Source organism: Streptomyces sp. NPDC025784 (assembly GCF_055558435.1).
The window spans coordinates 92,886-107,806 of sequence record NZ_JBVHMN010000025.1; the positions used below are offsets into that span (position 1 = coordinate 92,886).

A 14,921-nucleotide genomic window follows, 5' to 3' on the forward strand; every position below is an offset into this window, starting at 1 on the left:
TGTTTTGTTTGCTCAAAAAAAAAAAAAAACCCCGCCCCCGCGGGGCCCCGCCCCGCGCCCAACCACCGGGGGGGGGGCCCGCCCCGCGGGGGCCCGCCCCCCCCTCATGTTGACATCACCCTTTGAACAGGTGATGACGAGCACCACTCGGCGCCCGGCGCCCGTGGCGTCCCGCAGGAACCGCCCCAGGCGCCGACCGGCGGCGCCCCCAGGCCGTGGCGCCGGTGAGGATCGGCGCCGAGGCTGCCGCGCAGTGGCCCTCCGGCGCCTCGCCCGGCCCGAGGGGTCACACGTGTGCGAGCTTGTCCGGGTTGAGGACCCTGCGATAGGCGGCGATCAGGCCGTCCTTGATCTCCACCGTGTCCACGGAGACGACCCGCCCGTCCCGACGCAGCAGGAGCGCCGGCTCGCCTCCGACCTCGATGACCTCGATGCTGTCCGGGCACCACCGACGCCCCACGCGTACCATCACCATGGCGATGCGCGCGCCGCCGTGGATGGCCTTGCGCGCCGCGGGGAGCTTGCCGCCACCGTCACTGACAAAGACGGCATCTGGGTGCAGGAGACGTACCAGCCCGGCCATGTCCCCCGCTTCGTACGCATCGCGGAACGTGGTGACCAGACGCTCGCGCTCCGCCCAGGAATCACGTGATGTGGACCGCTTCGCCGTGGCCACCTTCCGCCGTGCTCGTGAGGCGAGTTGACGGGCAGCCGCTGCGGAGGCGCCCAGCACGTCGGCGATCTGGCTGAACTCGAGACCGAAAACGTCGTGGAGGATGAAGGCCACGCGCTCCGCCGGCTTGAGTTCCTCCATCACCAGCAGCATCGCCGACCCGACGGATTCGTCGACCAGCACCGGTTCCGAAGCGTCCGGCCCCGTCAGCAACGGCGCCGGCAACCACGGCCCGACATATGTTTCTCTGCGGACGCGGGCCGACTTGAGGATGTCGTACGACCGTCGCGCGGCCACCGTGAGAAGCCAGGCCCGGAGGTCACGGACGTCGCGCAGGTCCGCTGCGGCTGCCCGCAACCACACGTCCTGGGCCACGTCCTCGGCATCGGCCACGCTGCCGAGCAGGCGGTACGCCGCTCCGAAGACGGCGGGCCGGAGGGATTCCCACTCGTTCTCGAGCAAGTCAGGCGGACTGGGCGTACGCATCACGTCCATCGACGCAGCCTCCTTCGCTCTCGCCGATGTTCGGGTGAGCGCCCTGCACCGGGAGTGCAAATCACGATTTTTTTTATCCAGAATTTCGCCGGCAAAAGATCACGCAGTTCACGCCCGTCCCGGAACATCGCGCGACCTCTTCGCACCACGGGTGCGACACCCGGCGCGGCTGATCGCGGACAGTGATCCCGACGTTCGCGGACGAGAGGACCACCTGTCGGGCGCGGAGAAAGTCTCCAAGTTCGGAGCTCACACCTTACCACATTAGGTGCATATGCTCATACTCGCTGGGGCGATGCCTGCCGTCCACGACCCGGCTCCCGGTGACCAACAGCGACCTCAGTGGTCTCGCCTCGGCCCGCCCTACGGCATCACGATCCACGACGGGACCGCCACCGGCGAAAGGCCGCAGGTCGGGACTGTCACACCCGGGTGGGCCACCTCGTCTACCTGACGCGAGTCGACCGCCGCTGACGGGCCGCGACCTGACCTTCGACGTGGGTGTCCATGCCCTGGATCCTCACGGAGCAAAGGCGCATGTCGGCGGGTCGGCCAGACCTGTGCAGCCGCGGATCTCCACCGCCCGGTACTGGCCGGAGACCCGCGTGACGCACGCTTTCCGATGGGAGACATACCGATGAATTCCTATGCCATACACGCCGGTTCGATGTTCGACGGATTCAGTCTGTCGGGCCCCGCCACTGTGTATGTCTCGGGGGACCGCATTGTGCGCGTGGACCGCACCGGGGCGCTGCCCGCCGACGGCAGCGAGGTCATCGACCTCGGCCGCTCGGCCTGCCTGCTGCCCGGCCTCATCGACACCCACGTCCACCTTGCCTTCGACGCCGGCCCGGACCCCGTGACGTCCTTGGGCTCCACCTCCGACAGCGAGCTGCTGGCACACATGCGGGCCGCGGCCCGGTCCGCTCTGCTGGCCGGCGTCACCACCGTGCGCGACCTCGGTGACCGCCGATACCTCTCACTGACCCTCTCGGAAGAGATGGCAGGGCGCCCGGAGCTGGGCCCGGAAATTCTGGCCGCCGGACCTCCGCTGACCACGCCGGGCGGCCACTGCCACTTCTTCGGCGGTGAGGTCGAGGGCGCCGAAGCGCTTCGTGGGGCCGTCCGCGAGCATCACGCCCGCGGCTGTGCCGTCATCAAGATCATGGCCAGCGGCGGGCACATGACACCCGATTCGGTGGCGCCGCACGCGTCACAGTACGGCTTGGACGACCTGCGTGCCGTCGTGGACGAAGCACACCGCCTCGGACTGCCGGTGGCTGCCCACGCTCACGGCGTTCAGGCCATCACGGACGCCGTCGAAGCGGGCGTCGACAGCTTGGAGCACGTCTCCTTCCTCTCCGCTGACGGCATCGCTCCCGACCTCGACCTCATCGACACCATCGTGAGGAAGGGAACCTTCGTCAGCCTGACGCTGGGTCAGGACCCCGGCGTGACCCACCAGATGCCCGAGGCCGCGGCCGCGTTCGTCAATGCTCTGTTGGATCTCTACAGCAGCCTGCACAAGCACGGCGCCAACGTCGTCATCGGCACGGACGCCGGTATCATGCCCGCGAAGCCTCACAACGTTCTCCCGCACGGCGTGGCCGACCTGGCCCGGCTGGGCGTCGCACCACTGGACGCGCTCATTTCCATGACCAGTTCCGCGGCCCGCCTGTGTCGTGTGGAGGGCCGCAAGGGCCGGATCACCGCCGGTGCCGACGCCGACATTCTGGTCGTCACCGGCAACCCCGCGGACGACCCTGCCGCCATTCTTGACGTACAGGCAGTCTTCCGCGCCGGTGTCCGCGTGCGGTGAGTCGGCGCCGGTGTCACCCGCGCCCGGGTCCACATGAACCGGCCCCTTTGTGATCCGCAACCCGACCCCGCGGTCGGTTCGGACTTCGTCTCCGGCCCGTGGACTTTCGACGGCCATGACGACCCGGTCGAACGCGCCGCCGTGTCCGCGCACCTTTCCGCCACCAACACTCAGATGAGGAACAGGTATTCAGCATGACAGAGCTTCCTGATGAGCCCATCGCGGTCCTCGAGACGCGACTTGCTCACGACGTCCACCGAGTCGCCACCACCCTGCTGGCAGAGGCGGCGGTTCGCCCTTCGGTGCCGCTGAGCGCGCTGGAGCAGCTGCGCGACTTCCTCGTTGTGAACCTGCGCCATCACCACGAGAGCGAGGACGAGGACCTGTGGCCGCGGATCGTCGCGGCGGCGCCGGCCACCGCGCTCGCGCTGGATGAGCTGAGCGGGGAACACGAGCGACTGGACGAGGCGCTCGACCGGCTTGCCTCCGTCGCGACGAGCGATGACGGGACCGACGACAGTTCCGTCGAAACTGCCGGTTCCGGAGCCGGTCAGGGTGAAGGCGGCACGGGTGACGGAGTCCGGGATGCGCTCCACCGAGCAGCCGTCGCGGTACGCGACACGGTGCACGCCCACCTGGCCCATGAAGAGCCGATGCTCTTCCCCGCGCTGCGCGACCACATCAGTCCGGCGGAATGGTCGGAATTCTCGCGGCGGGTGATCGCCACCACGCCGCCAGTGGCCGGGCATCTCATGGTCGGATTCCTCCACGAGGTGGGTACGCCCGCGGAGGTCGAGCTCATCCTCGCGGCCCTGCCGGAGCCGGTCCGTCCGCTCCTCCCCGCGATGCGCCACCAGGCAGCAGAAGACCTGCGGATCCTGCGCGGGACCGGTTCGTGACCCCGGCCCCCGTCAGATGGCCGGACGCGGCGGATCCCGCCATCAGGGGCGACCTCACCGTGGCGGCCGCATACGTCACCCCGGCAGGGGGCGCAGTGGTCACCAGCGTCTCTCCGGTAGGCCTCGGAGATCGGGAGGCAGGCCGCCTCAGCTTCACCACCTCGCTCGGCTTCCCGAAGAAGCTGGAGCGCATCCTGCGGAACCCGCATGTATCACTCGCCTATCACACTCGGGAGCACGGCTTCGCCACGACCGACTCGTACGTACTCGCGCAGGGCACCGCGTCGGTCGACCTGCAACCGTCACCGCAGCGCCTCGCGGCACTGCGGCGGGCCTCAGAGCCGTTCTTCGGGGAGACCAAGCGCGGGCCGATCTGGGACTGGCTGCTGCGCGAGTATCACCAAGAGCGCGTCTTCGTCGACGTCGACCTCCAGCGTGTCGCTGTGTGGCCCGACCTGACGGCCCGCGGCACAGTGACCGTCACCGGCGCCGATCGGCCGGCGATGCCGGCCGGGCAGAAGCCGCCGAAGAACGGTACGGAGCCGCGCGTCGACGTCTCCGCGGTCGCCCGCCGAATCGGCAAACTGCCGCACCGGGTTCTGGCCTACCAGGGCGCGGACGGGCTTCCTGTCATCGTCCCGGTAGCGGTCACCGGGCACGACGACACAGGGCTGCGCCTCGATGTGCCGCCGGGACTGCTGCCGTCGGGCGGGCGTAGGGCCGGTTTCCTCGCCCACGCCTTCCGGCCGCAGTGCATCGGACTCGGCATGCGAACCCTCACCGGCTGGCTGACGGTCACCGATGAAGGTGCCCGTTACGCCCCCCACACGTCCAAGGGCCTGGCCGCGCCACCGTACAAGGCCCTTCTGACAGTTTCGAACGGCCTGCTGGCCAAGCACGGGCTGTGGCGCGCCCGTCGCGACGGCACCGCCGAACGCCTGCAGCAACTCGCCGCAGCCGCCGGGGGTTTCCGCTCCGAGCCGCCCGACGCTCCGTACGGGTGACACGCTCGATACGGCTCCCGGCGCGTGAACACTTGCCGGGGGCCCCGGGCCAGGACCGACGTCGACAGCATCGCCCGCCTCGGAGTCCGTCTGCTGAAGGTGCGACGGCGTGCCCGGTCGAAGGCCGTCGGGCTTCGACCCGCACTGAGCTTGTTCTTCATCCACCAGGGCCTGCCGGGCTTGCCGATGGCTTTGAGGGTCTCGGGGCGTTTGACGGTTTCGCCGACGTCGTAGCGGGGTGCCCGGTGCTTGTTCTTGGCGCCGGGTGGGCGTCCGGGGCCTGCTCCTCGGGGTTCGGGAACACGGGTCGGGCAGGCGAGGTGAGCGCGGATGTTCCTGAACCCCCGGCGGACCCGGGCGGGGGTGAGCCGGTCAGAGGTGGTGGGCTTCTCCGAGGGCCGGCGGATCCCCATGTGAGCGACCCAGTTCGGGACGCCCTTCGAGGGGGCCTGCGACAACGAACCTCGCGCGAATTCCATCCCAGCTTGATTGCTGCTGGCGCCCTACCAACCCATGTCCTTGGCCACTTCGGCCTGTGCTGCGGCGATCTCTTCGCCGGTGGACTCGATGACGTCCACCTCCTCCAAACGCGCCAGCAGGTCCGCGAGAGCCTGCTTCTGAGCCGGGTGCGTGATCGGTACGGCGTTCAGGTCGGTGCTCATCAGCCAATCGAACAGCACGATGGCGTCAGAACGCCACAGGCGGAGATCGACGGTTGGTGTTGACCCCCAAGGGAACCCAGTTTCCATGTGAGCATCTTGCCAGGTCAGTGCGCTATGGATCGTCACAGATCAATGGTCACGCGACTGCCCACCCCAACACTTCGGTGAGGCAACGTCACGCTCGCCCGTCAGACGTCGGCGGTAATGATCAAGGTCCAGTTCCACAGGACGATGCCGGAAGACAAAGAACAAGCTAAGTGGGTGTCTACTATCCGGATATGCGGACGAGCAAGGGTGTCGAGTGGGCCGTGCACACGCTGCTCAACCTGGCGTGGCTGGGCGGCGGGGAGCCGGTTTCGACCGCACAGTTGGCCGCTGGTCACGACTTGTCGGCGTCCTATCTGAACAAGCAGTTGCAACACCTGGTCAAGGCCGGACTGCTCGAGTCGGTGCCGGGCGCACGAGGCGGCTTTCGGCTGGCCGTGCCACTCGAGGCGGTGTCCATGCTGGACGTGGTGCTCGCCATCGAGGGAGACGAGCCCTTGTTCCGCTGTGCCGAGATCCGCCGGTGCGGCAGCATCGGGGAGCAGGTACCGGAAAGCGGCTTCAGCCGGCCGTGCGCGGTGAACAACGCCATGGCGCAGGCCGAGACGGCCTGGCGGAGGGCGCTGGCCGAGCAGTGTCTCGCCGATGTGCAGGCGACGGCTGCGGCACACACGCCGGCCTTGGCGTCGTATGTGAAGCGAGGCATGGGGCACGACTGAGCCCACTTCCGCGCCGCGTGACCGCGCGTCTCGCCCCCGGGCCTGTTCACGTCAGAGGGCGGCGGCCTGCGGTTCATCGGCCGCCAGGGCTACACCCCTTGCCCCGCGGAGATCTTCAACGAAGCTGCGCTCGACTCGCCGGCCGGCGTCGGGAACCCCCGCCGACGGCGTCCCGGACTTCCGGCGGGGCGACGAGGCGGCCGGCAGAGGTGTGACAGCTCGGTGCTGTGAGATTTCTGCAGGTCAAGGCGTGGAAATGTGGGCGGCGGCCGTTTGACCACAGAAACGGGGTGCCGAGCGGCGGGATCCATGCGACACCGGCAACATCCGGAAGCTGCCTGCTGGTCCGCGGGCCATCCGCGGCGATGAGGGTCTGATCGCGGGTCATCTCGGCGGGGCCGGGAATCTCGCGCGTTCCGGAACGTGCTGGAGCGGCGGACACGTCGACCCTTCATCGGGCCCGTGCACCGGCCCTGCATGCGATGGGGACGCGGAGCCAGGATCTGACGTAGGGCTCGTGGGGTCGGCTTGCTCTGCCGCGCCGCTTCGCATTCGAGGAGCGCGACACCGACGACCGCACCCTTCCCCAGCGCCCTGCGCGTCGCGCTCCGGCCCGGCTCGGCGCTCGCTGATCACCGTCCGCGTCTGCATCGTGGCCGCACTCGAGAACGACGGCTGCCACGTCGACCACATCGAACATCCCGGGGGCCGGAGCACCCTCGCCGGCGTGGTCAAGACATCAGCCGAACTCCTCGACTGACTGCCCGTTTCCGAATGAGGTGCGAAATCGTCTGAAACACATGATGCTGCAGGCGAGGTGGAGCAGTACCAGGTGAAGGCGCGCGAATCTCGTAGCGGTGCACCGGGTCAGTTCAAGGCTGACGGCTGTTCAGCTCACTCGTCGATCGCCGTGCCGAAGCGCGCGTCGGTGCCCGGCGCGGCCAGGGAAGCGCCGCCGTAGGACCACGATCCGTGCGTCACGATGCCGCCGGCCGATGCGGGGAGGAGCCAGGCGACCCCGTCGGCGGTGTTCTCGCCGGGCGCCGCGGCCAGCAGTTCGCAGCGGCCGTCGCCGTTCGTGTCCACGAACCTGACCTGCCCGCCGAAGCGGTCGCCCTTCTCCACCGTGCCGGGCACGCCCGCGGAATTCTGGTGGAAGGATGCCGCACCGGTGGCGGTCAGTCCGCGGGCCGTGCCTCGGAGCACCACCACGGCGCCCGCGTCCCGCACGGTGCCGATGTCCTCGCCGGGTGTACCGACGGCCAGGTCGGCGTAGCCGTCGCCGTCGACGTCGGCCAGGGACACGTCGGCGCCGAATCCGTCGCCGAGTTCGGCGGTGCCCGGCACACCGGCGGTGTACTGGGCCCATACCTGTGCCGGGGTGCCGAGTTCATCGACGTCCTCGAACCCCCTGGGGTTTCCCAGGTACACGAGGACGGTTCCGCCGGTGAGCGGCTCGTACACGTCCTCGAGGCGGTCGGGCCTGCCGAACACGAGATCGTCGTACCCGTCGTTGTCGATGTCCCCGGAGGCGGTGGCCGGACCACCGGGCAGGTCACGTGTGTAGGTCAAGCCCGTGGCCCCGCCGGCGTACACGGCCGCGCGTCCCGTCCCGTCCTCCTCCAGGCTGCGGCCGGACACGACCAGTTCGGCGTAGCCGTCGTCGTCGTAGTCGCCTGTGGTCAGCGACGCCGGCTGGATCTTGTCGCCTCCCGGGACACCGGTGGTGTCGAGGCGGCCCGTCGCCTTGAAGGCTCCGGCTCCATGGGTGAACAGCGTCGCGCCCTGCCGGTCGGCTATGGCGAGCACGTCGCCGGGCGTGGCTCCGGTGAGCCGTGCCGCCGCGACGGCCAGCCCGAACGCGACACCCGTCTCGGGTACGGCTGCCCCGAAGGTGACACTGCGGGTCGCGCCCAGTCCGTTCCGGGACCCGAACAGGACGGTCACCCGGCCCGCGTCCTTCACCGTGCCGACGTCCTCGCCCGGCGCGGCCACGATCGCGTCGTCGTAGCCGTCGGCGTCGAGGTCGCCGGTCGCCACGGCGGTGCCGAAGCCGTCGCCGGCCTCCGCGGTGCCGGGGACACCGGGGGTGTTCTGGCCGAAGACGGCGGTACGCGCCTTGCGTGTGCCGGTGGCGGTCCCCGCGCCGCGCGCGGACCCGTACTGGACGGTGACGTAGCCGGCGTTCTTGTGGGTGCCGTCGGTGCCGGTGGGCGCCCCGATCAGGACGTCGTCGTAGCCGTCGCCGTCGAAGTCGCTGTTGCGGTCGACGGCGTGCGTGCCGCCGGGTGTTCCCGCAACTGCACCGGGGGCCGCGCTGATGGCCGTGCCGGTCAGTATCAGGAAGGAAGCGGCGGCGACGACCGCGGAGTGCCTCTGCGTCATGGTGTGTTGTCCCTGAGGTCGCTCATGTGTTGCCTGCGACGGGTTGGACCTGCGAAAGCCGGCAACAGTTGTAATGCCCCGCAGGTCCAGCGCGGTTCGAGTCCTGCGTCGAGCGACGCAGCAGCTCCCGGTCGACGTCTGCCCGGTGACGCACGGCCGTTGCGCGCAGCGGTCTCCTGGAGCATGGGGGCCGGGGTCGCGATGTGGGGCAGAATCCTCCCCTGTGACGATCAGCGCGCGCGAACTCAACCGAGCCACCCTCAGTCGCCAACTGCTGCTCGGACGTGAGTCGTTGACCGTCGCCGACGGTCTACGGCGGGTGGTCGCGCTCCAGGCGCAGCACCCGGCCTCGCCCTACCTCGCACTGTGGAACCGGCTCACCGGATTCGCCGCCGCCGACCTCGATGCCGCCTTCACCGGGCGTTCGGCGGTCAAAGCGACCCTGATGCGGATCACCCTGCACGCCGTGCACGCCGAGGACTACCCGGCCTTCCGTGCCGCGATGCAGCCCACCCTGTACGCCTCCCGGCTCGGCTTCCGCTTCGCCGCCTCGGGGCTGACCCCGGCGGACGCCGACGAGTTGGTGCCGGAGCTGCTGTCCTTTGCCGACCGGCCGCGCACCTCGGCCGAGATGCAGGCGTGGGTCGAGAGGCGGCTCGGCGCCGAGAAGAAGGAGGGGGCGTGGTGGGGGCTGAAGGCGTACGCGCCGCTGCATCATGCCCCGACGGATGCGCTGTGGTCGTTCGGTCACCGGCCGTCCTTCGTCGCGGCGGGAACGGGGTCCGCCCTCACCGGACGGGCGATGCCGCCGCATGCGCTGGAGGCTCTGATCCTGCGCTACCTGGCGGGGTTCGGGCCCGCATCGGTGGTGGACGTCGCGCAGTTCGCCATGGTCCAGCGGGCGGCCGTCCGCGAGGCACTGCGCGCCCTGGACGAGTCCGTCGAGCAGCTTCAGGGCCCGGACGGAGGCCCGCTGTTCGACCTCCCGGGTGCCTCCAGGCCTCCCGCCGAGACCCCCGCCCCGCCCCGGCTCATGGCGATGTGGGACAGCGTTCTGCTGGCCTATGCCGACCGCGGCCGGGTGATACCTCCTGAGTACCGCCCCTTGGTGATCCGCCGGAACGGCGACGTACTGCCCACGCTGCTCGTGGACGGCCAAGTCGCGGGTGTGTGGCGCCCGTTGGAAGGCGGCATCGAGGCCACCGCCTTCCACCCCCTGTCCCCCGCCGACTGGGACGGGCTCGCCGCGGAGGCCGGGTCCCTGACGAAATTCCTCGGCGAACGCGAAACAACGGTCTACAGCCGCTACCACCACTGGTGGTCGAAACTCCCCGAGGCCGAGACGCGGCTGCTGTGAACAACGGTTCTGGGGCACGGAGTTCGACGCACGCGGTCCACAGGCCCCGAGCACAATCGGCACACGACCGGCCCGGCAGTCGGTCACGGCCCGGTGACCGATCCACCCATTCCCCCCGCACCGGGAGACCCGGCGCACTACCGTCATCCCACTCGAACCACCTGGGGGGACCATGACCAACCCGTACACCACACCACGACCGCCCGACGCGCCACCTGCCGGCAGGGTCGCCCCACGCTGGGCCCGGAAGCGCTACGTATTTCCGGCCCTCGCCCTCGCCTTCTTCGTCGGCATCGCCGCCGGAACCGGCGACCCCGAGAAGGACGACGCCAAGCCCGCCTCGGCCAGACCCCGGCCCACCGTCACCGTCACGGCGACCGCCACCGAGACCGCCGCCCCTGAGCCAGCGCCCACGGTCACGGAGACCCGCAAGGTGAAGGTCAAGGTCACCGTCACCGCGCAGGCCCAGGCCGATGGCGCGACGACCGGCGGCGGTGGCGGCGGGAGCAGCGACGACAGCAGCGTGTACTACGCCAACTGCACTGAAGCCCGTGCCGCCGGAGCCGCGCCCATCCACCGCGGCGAACCCGGCTACGCCCCGCACCTCGACCGGGACGGCGACGGCATCGGCTGCGACAGCTGACCCCGCCCGTCGGCGACTTCAAGGCGGAGGTGGCCCGGGCGCAGCCGGGACGGCTTCTCGCCCCGGCCGGGTGAGCCCGGCGGCGCCCGCCGTCAGCAGGACGACGGGCGTCCGGTACGCGGATCGAACGGCAGGGCTGTCTACCCTTGCCCGCATGCCTGCGCTTTCCCTCTCACCCCTTCATTTCACCGCGAAGGAGATCTCGGAGGTCGTCGAGCTCTACGCGAGCAATCCCGACTACTGTCGTGCCTCCGGCGAGTACGAACCGGAAGACATCCGGGCCGACCGAGTCGAAGCCGACCTGCGTGAGGAAGCCGCTGTCGAGGGTGCCGAGGTATTGCTCGCCCGCGACGAGCAGGGGCAACCGGTCGGACTCCTCTGCCTCCTCGACCGTCACCCCACGGACGGCCGGCCCTGGATCGGGATGCTGATGGTGCACGGCGGCTCTCGTCGCAAGGGCATCGGCCGGCTGCTGACCGGCCTGGTCGAGGATCGATTCCGGAAGGAGGGACGGGACGGAATCCGTCTCGCCGTTTTGGAGAACAACCCGTCCGCGCTCGGATTCTGGAGCTCGCTGGGCTGGCAGGAGATCGACCGCCGCGTCGACAGACAGCACGGCCGGCCGTGCATCGTCATGCACAAGCAACTGACCTGAACGCCGAACCACGGCCGACAGGCGGTGCGGCGGCGGTGGCCGGTCGACCCGATGGGGGCGGGCACCCGGCGTCAGGCCGGCCTGCTCCAGGTGAGTTCGGCCGTGCGCTCCGCGCCCCACAGCCGGGTGGGAGTGGCGAGGCCCAGCCGGAGGAGTGGTCCGTCGAATCTCACCGTGCGCGCCTGCGTCCGTCCGATCCAGTTCGGGAAGAGGCTGGTGGTGACGTGGTGCACCACCGTGTCGGAGCCGGTGACTTCGAACGGTCCGCCGTAGGCGACGTACCCGATCGCTGCCCGGGCCAGTTCGTCGGTCGCCGCGTCCTCGAGACGTGCCGACTCCAGGGGCGGACGGTCGCCGCGGCCCAGTTGGGCGGACATGTATCCCTCGGGTGTGTAGAGGATCAGCCCGTACGGGGTGGGCCCCAGGGGCTGTACGACGTCGCCGTCGGCGCTCGTGGCGGTGTAGGACACGAGTTGCCATGCGCCGAGCAGTTTCCTGCGCACCTCTTCCCGTGCCTCGCGTTCGTTCTCCTCGCCGGCCTGGTCCTCGACGGTCATGACGGGGCTCCTTTCGTTTCACGTGAGTGGCCGGACCTCGCTCGGAGAGCGAGGTCCGTGACGACGGGTCAGTTCCGGGTGAGCTCGCCGTCGACAACTCGCCACAGCCGTTGCGGGTTGGCCGCGCGCAGTGGCTCCGGGAGCAGGTCGTCGGGGAAGTTCTGGTAGGTGACCGGACGGACGAACCTCTCGATGGCGCCCATGCCCACCGAGGTGAAACGGCTGTCGGAGGTGGCCGGGAACGGGCCCCCGTGGGTGGAGGCGTAGGAGACCTCCTGCGGCATCGAGAAGGCGTTGAACACGATCCGGCCGGTGCGGCGCTCCAGGATCGGCAGGAGTTGCTCGACGGCGGCACGGTCCGCGGCCTCGGCGTGCAGCGTGGCCGACAGCTGTCCGCGGAACACACGGGCCACGTCGAGGAGTTGATCCGTATCGGCCAGCTTGACGAGCAGGACGGCCGGGCCGAAGACCTCCTCTCGCAGGGCGGGCGCGGCCAGCAGCTGTTCCCCGGTGACCTCGTAGAGAAGGGACTGGCCGTCCCACGTGTCGTCCGGGGCCGGGGCGCCCGCGGCGATCCGGGTGGCGCCGTGTTCGTCCATGCGCTGCACGTTGCGGACGTAGGCGTCGTGGATGCCGGGCGTCAGCATGGTGCGTGCGGCGGCCTTCTCCACCTCGGCGCGCGCCGCGTCCCGCAGCTCCTCGAAGCCGGGGCCGTCGACGGCGAGGAGGACGGCCGGCTTCAGACAGGCCTGTCCGACGTTGTACATGGCGCGCTGTGCCAGGCCACCGCCGATCTCGGCGGCGCGGGCCGCCAGAGCGGCGGGCAGGACGAAGGTCGGATTGACACTGGTCATCTCGGTGAACACGGGGATGGGGTCGGGGCGCTGCTGGGCGCGCCGGTAGAGGGCCATGCCGCCGGCCTCGGAGCCGGTGAAGGTGACGGCACGGACCAGCGGGTGGTCCACCAGCGCCTCACCGATCTCGTTGCCGGCGCCGCGGACGAGGGAGAAGACACCCTCGTGCAGTCCCGCCTCGGCGACGGCCTGCTGGATGACGCGGCCCTCGATCTCCGAGGCGCCGGGGTGCGCGTTGTGCGCCTTGACGACGACGGGGCATCCGGCGGCGAGGGCGGAGGCGGTGTCGCCGCCGGCGACCGAGTAGGAGATCGGGAAGTTGCTCGCGCCGAAGACCACCACGGGCCCGAGTGCCACCTTCTGCAGCCTGTGGTCCTGGCGCGGTGCGGGCTGCCGGTCCGGTTGTGCGGGGTCGATGGTCGCGTGGAGGAAACGGCCCTGGCGGACGACGGTGGCGAACTTGCGGAAGACGCCGGCCGTCCGTACGGCCTCGCCCTCGAACTGCGCGGCGGGCAGGCCGGTCTCCAGGGCGAGGCGTGCGGCGAGATCGCCCTTGGCCGCTTCGAGCTTGTCGGCGATCAGGTCGAGGAACGCGGCCCGCTCGGCCGGCCCGGTGTGGCTGTAGCCGTCGAAGGCCTCGTCGGCCAGGCGGACCGCGCGGTCGACCTCGGCCGGACCCCCGAAGGCGAACTCGGGTTCGACGAGTTCGCCGGTGGCGGGGTTGAGCGCCTTCATGGTCCCCGTGGTGGCGGGCACCTGTGTCGCTCCGATCAGCAGGTCTCCGGTCAGGGTCATGCGCGCGCTCCCTCGAATGCGGTGGTGAGTTCGTCCGTGGTGGAGATGGCGTGGGCGTAGGTGGGGCCGTTGAGCTCGTGCGCGGCGTGCATCATCGCGGGGAGGAACGCCGCGGTGGCGTCGCGCACCAGGGTCACGTGGTAGCCGAGTTCCATGGCGAAGCGGCCGGTGGACTCGATGCAGGTGTTCGCCAGCAGGCCGACGATCACCACATGGGTGATCCCGTGCTGCTTCAGCTGGAAGTCGAGGTCGGTGTTGGCGAAGCCGCTCTGCGCCCAGTGCTCCTGGACGACGACGTCGCCCGGCCGTGGCTGGAAGTCGGGGTGGAACTCCCCGCCCCAGGTCCCGCGGGCGAAGCTGTGGCGCTCCATGATCGCGAGTTGGGTGGGGTTGGGGTGATCCCACGTCTCGTAGTCACCCGGCTCCCAGCGGCGGTGCGGCACGAACATCACACGTATGCCGGTCTCGCGGGCGGAGGCGACGACGGAGCGCAGGTGTGCGAGCAGTCCGACCTCCTCGGCGACGGGTTCCAGGCGCGGCCAGATCTTGCCGCCGTCGGACAGGAAGTCGTTGAAGGGGTCGATCAGCAGTACGGCCGTGCGGTCGGGGTCATAGGTCTGAGACACGGTTCCCGCTCCAATCTGGATGTTCCTTGTCATCCAGAAAGAAGATTACGACTGTCATCCAGAAAGTCAAAGGTGTATGATTTTCGTCATCCAGATGCGCGGCGATCCGACCCCGCCGCCCCACGGAAGGCAGGACGGACATGGGCCACTCGCAGGCGGAGAAGGCGGCGACACGTGCACGGGTCCTGCGCCTCGCGTCACGCAGGATCCGCACCGAAGGCGTCACCCGTCCCGGCGTCGCGGACCTCATGAACGAGGCCGGGCTGACGCACGGCGGCTTCTACAAGCACTTCGACTCCCGGGACGATCTCATCGCCCAGGCGGCCGCCGTCGCCCTGACCGAGGGCACCGCGAAGATGGAGCGCGCCGCACGCAAGAACGACCAGGACGCGCGAGCGGGCCTCATCGACGCCTACCTCGCGAAGCAGCACCGGGACGGGCCCGCCACCGGCTGTGCGCTCGTCTCCCTCGGCGCCTCCGCGGGCCGCGGCGACCAGCACTTCAAGGAGGCCTACGAGCAGCAGGTGGGCACATACCTGGACCTCATCGCCGGCTTGGACGACGACGCCGAGGACGCCCGGGCCGAGGCGATGCTCACCCTCAGCGCCCTGGTCGGTGCCGTACTCATGTCCCGGGCGGTGGCCGACGAGGACTTCTCCGACGAACTGCTGGAGACGGTCGCGGAGCGGCTGAAGCAGCAGGGGTCACAGACCTCGTCCGGCCGCGCCTGACG

General features: G+C 70.0%; 14 protein-coding genes and 1 pseudogene. 8 read left to right on the forward strand and 7 right to left on the reverse strand.

Annotated features, from left to right (window positions below; translation table 11 throughout):
• Nucleotides 1–286: 286 nt before the first annotated feature.
• Nucleotides 287–1,168, reverse strand: coding sequence for an RNA polymerase sigma factor SigJ (sigJ, locus tag ACZ4IF_RS39165; protein ID WP_467572246.1), 882 nt, complete (start codon nucleotides 1,166–1,168; stop codon nucleotides 287–289).
• A 637-nt stretch (nucleotides 1,169–1,805) separates the two neighbouring features.
• On the opposite strand from sigJ, the gene ACZ4IF_RS39170 reads away from it, so the two are divergent.
• The 3 genes from ACZ4IF_RS39170 (at nucleotide 1,806) to ACZ4IF_RS39180 (ending at nucleotide 4,890) form a co-directional block, all read left to right on the forward strand.
• Nucleotides 1,806–2,987: a metal-dependent hydrolase family protein gene (locus ACZ4IF_RS39170; protein ID WP_467572249.1), complete on the forward strand. Its 1,182-nt coding sequence runs from the start codon at nucleotides 1,806–1,808 to the stop codon at nucleotides 2,985–2,987.
• Between the two features lie 194 nt (nucleotides 2,988–3,181).
• Entirely contained in the window at nucleotides 3,182–3,886 is a 705-nt protein-coding gene (locus ACZ4IF_RS39175; protein WP_467572252.1) for a hemerythrin domain-containing protein, read from the forward strand.
• Nucleotides 3,883–4,890, forward strand: coding sequence for a pyridoxamine 5'-phosphate oxidase family protein (locus ACZ4IF_RS39180; RefSeq protein WP_467572256.1), 1,008 nt, complete (start codon nucleotides 3,883–3,885; stop codon nucleotides 4,888–4,890). The genes ACZ4IF_RS39175 and ACZ4IF_RS39180 overlap by 4 nt, the downstream gene beginning before the upstream one ends.
• A gap of 164 nt (nucleotides 4,891–5,054) precedes the next feature.
• Here the strand turns inward: ACZ4IF_RS39180 and ACZ4IF_RS39185 are convergent.
• Nucleotides 5,055–5,297: pseudogene (locus ACZ4IF_RS39185) on the reverse strand (NF041680 family putative transposase); the annotation flags it as partial.
• Between the two features lie 96 nt (nucleotides 5,298–5,393).
• Nucleotides 5,394–5,678: a hypothetical protein gene (locus tag ACZ4IF_RS39190; RefSeq protein WP_359498336.1), complete on the reverse strand. Its 285-nt coding sequence runs from the start codon at nucleotides 5,676–5,678 to the stop codon at nucleotides 5,394–5,396.
• Between the two features lie 152 nt (nucleotides 5,679–5,830).
• On the opposite strand from ACZ4IF_RS39190, the gene ACZ4IF_RS39195 reads away from it, so the two are divergent.
• Nucleotides 5,831–6,316: an RrF2 family transcriptional regulator gene (locus ACZ4IF_RS39195; RefSeq protein WP_467572260.1), complete on the forward strand. Its 486-nt coding sequence runs from the start codon at nucleotides 5,831–5,833 to the stop codon at nucleotides 6,314–6,316.
• 894 nt (nucleotides 6,317–7,210) lie between these two features.
• Here ACZ4IF_RS39195 and ACZ4IF_RS39200 read toward each other — a convergent pair.
• Nucleotides 7,211–8,701 carry an esterase gene (locus tag ACZ4IF_RS39200; protein WP_467572263.1) on the reverse strand — a complete coding sequence of 497 codons (1,491 nt, stop codon included), beginning with the start codon at nucleotides 8,699–8,701 and terminating at the stop codon, nucleotides 7,211–7,213.
• Nucleotides 8,702–8,924: 223 nt separating this feature from the next.
• Between ACZ4IF_RS39200 and ACZ4IF_RS39205 the strand changes: the two genes are divergently transcribed.
• The 3 genes from ACZ4IF_RS39205 to ACZ4IF_RS39215 all read left to right on the forward strand — a co-directional run bounded on the left by ACZ4IF_RS39205 (nucleotide 8,925) and on the right by ACZ4IF_RS39215 (nucleotide 11,356).
• Nucleotides 8,925–10,058, forward strand: coding sequence for a winged helix DNA-binding domain-containing protein (locus tag ACZ4IF_RS39205; protein WP_467572266.1), 1,134 nt, complete (start codon nucleotides 8,925–8,927; stop codon nucleotides 10,056–10,058).
• Between the two features lie 172 nt (nucleotides 10,059–10,230).
• Complete coding sequence (locus ACZ4IF_RS39210; RefSeq protein WP_467572269.1) at nucleotides 10,231–10,701, forward strand: excalibur calcium-binding domain-containing protein; 471 nt, start codon at nucleotides 10,231–10,233, stop codon at nucleotides 10,699–10,701.
• A gap of 154 nt (nucleotides 10,702–10,855) precedes the next feature.
• Nucleotides 10,856–11,356, forward strand: coding sequence for a GNAT family N-acetyltransferase (locus ACZ4IF_RS39215; protein ID WP_467572273.1), 501 nt, complete (start codon nucleotides 10,856–10,858; stop codon nucleotides 11,354–11,356).
• Nucleotides 11,357–11,427: 71 nt separating this feature from the next.
• On the opposite strand, the gene ACZ4IF_RS39220 is transcribed toward ACZ4IF_RS39215, so the two are convergent.
• The 3 genes from ACZ4IF_RS39220 to ACZ4IF_RS39230 all read right to left on the reverse strand — a co-directional run bounded on the left by ACZ4IF_RS39220 (nucleotide 11,428) and on the right by ACZ4IF_RS39230 (nucleotide 14,188).
• On the reverse strand, nucleotides 11,428–11,913 hold the full coding sequence (locus tag ACZ4IF_RS39220) for a lipocalin-like domain-containing protein (protein ID WP_467572276.1): 486 nt from the start codon (nucleotides 11,911–11,913) through the stop codon (nucleotides 11,428–11,430).
• Between the two features lie 68 nt (nucleotides 11,914–11,981).
• Complete coding sequence (locus ACZ4IF_RS39225) at nucleotides 11,982–13,562, reverse strand: aldehyde dehydrogenase (NADP(+)) (protein WP_467572279.1); 1,581 nt, start codon at nucleotides 13,560–13,562, stop codon at nucleotides 11,982–11,984.
• A complete protein-coding gene (locus tag ACZ4IF_RS39230) occupies nucleotides 13,559–14,188 on the reverse strand; it encodes a cysteine hydrolase family protein (RefSeq protein WP_467572282.1) in 630 nt (209 codons plus the stop codon). The genes ACZ4IF_RS39225 and ACZ4IF_RS39230 overlap by 4 nt, the downstream gene beginning before the upstream one ends.
• 140 nt (nucleotides 14,189–14,328) lie before the next feature.
• On the opposite strand from ACZ4IF_RS39230, the gene ACZ4IF_RS39235 reads away from it, so the two are divergent.
• Nucleotides 14,329–14,919, forward strand: a complete 591-nt coding sequence (locus ACZ4IF_RS39235) for a TetR/AcrR family transcriptional regulator (RefSeq protein WP_467572285.1) — start codon at nucleotides 14,329–14,331, stop codon at nucleotides 14,917–14,919.
• Nucleotides 14,920–14,921: the final 2 nt, after the last annotated feature.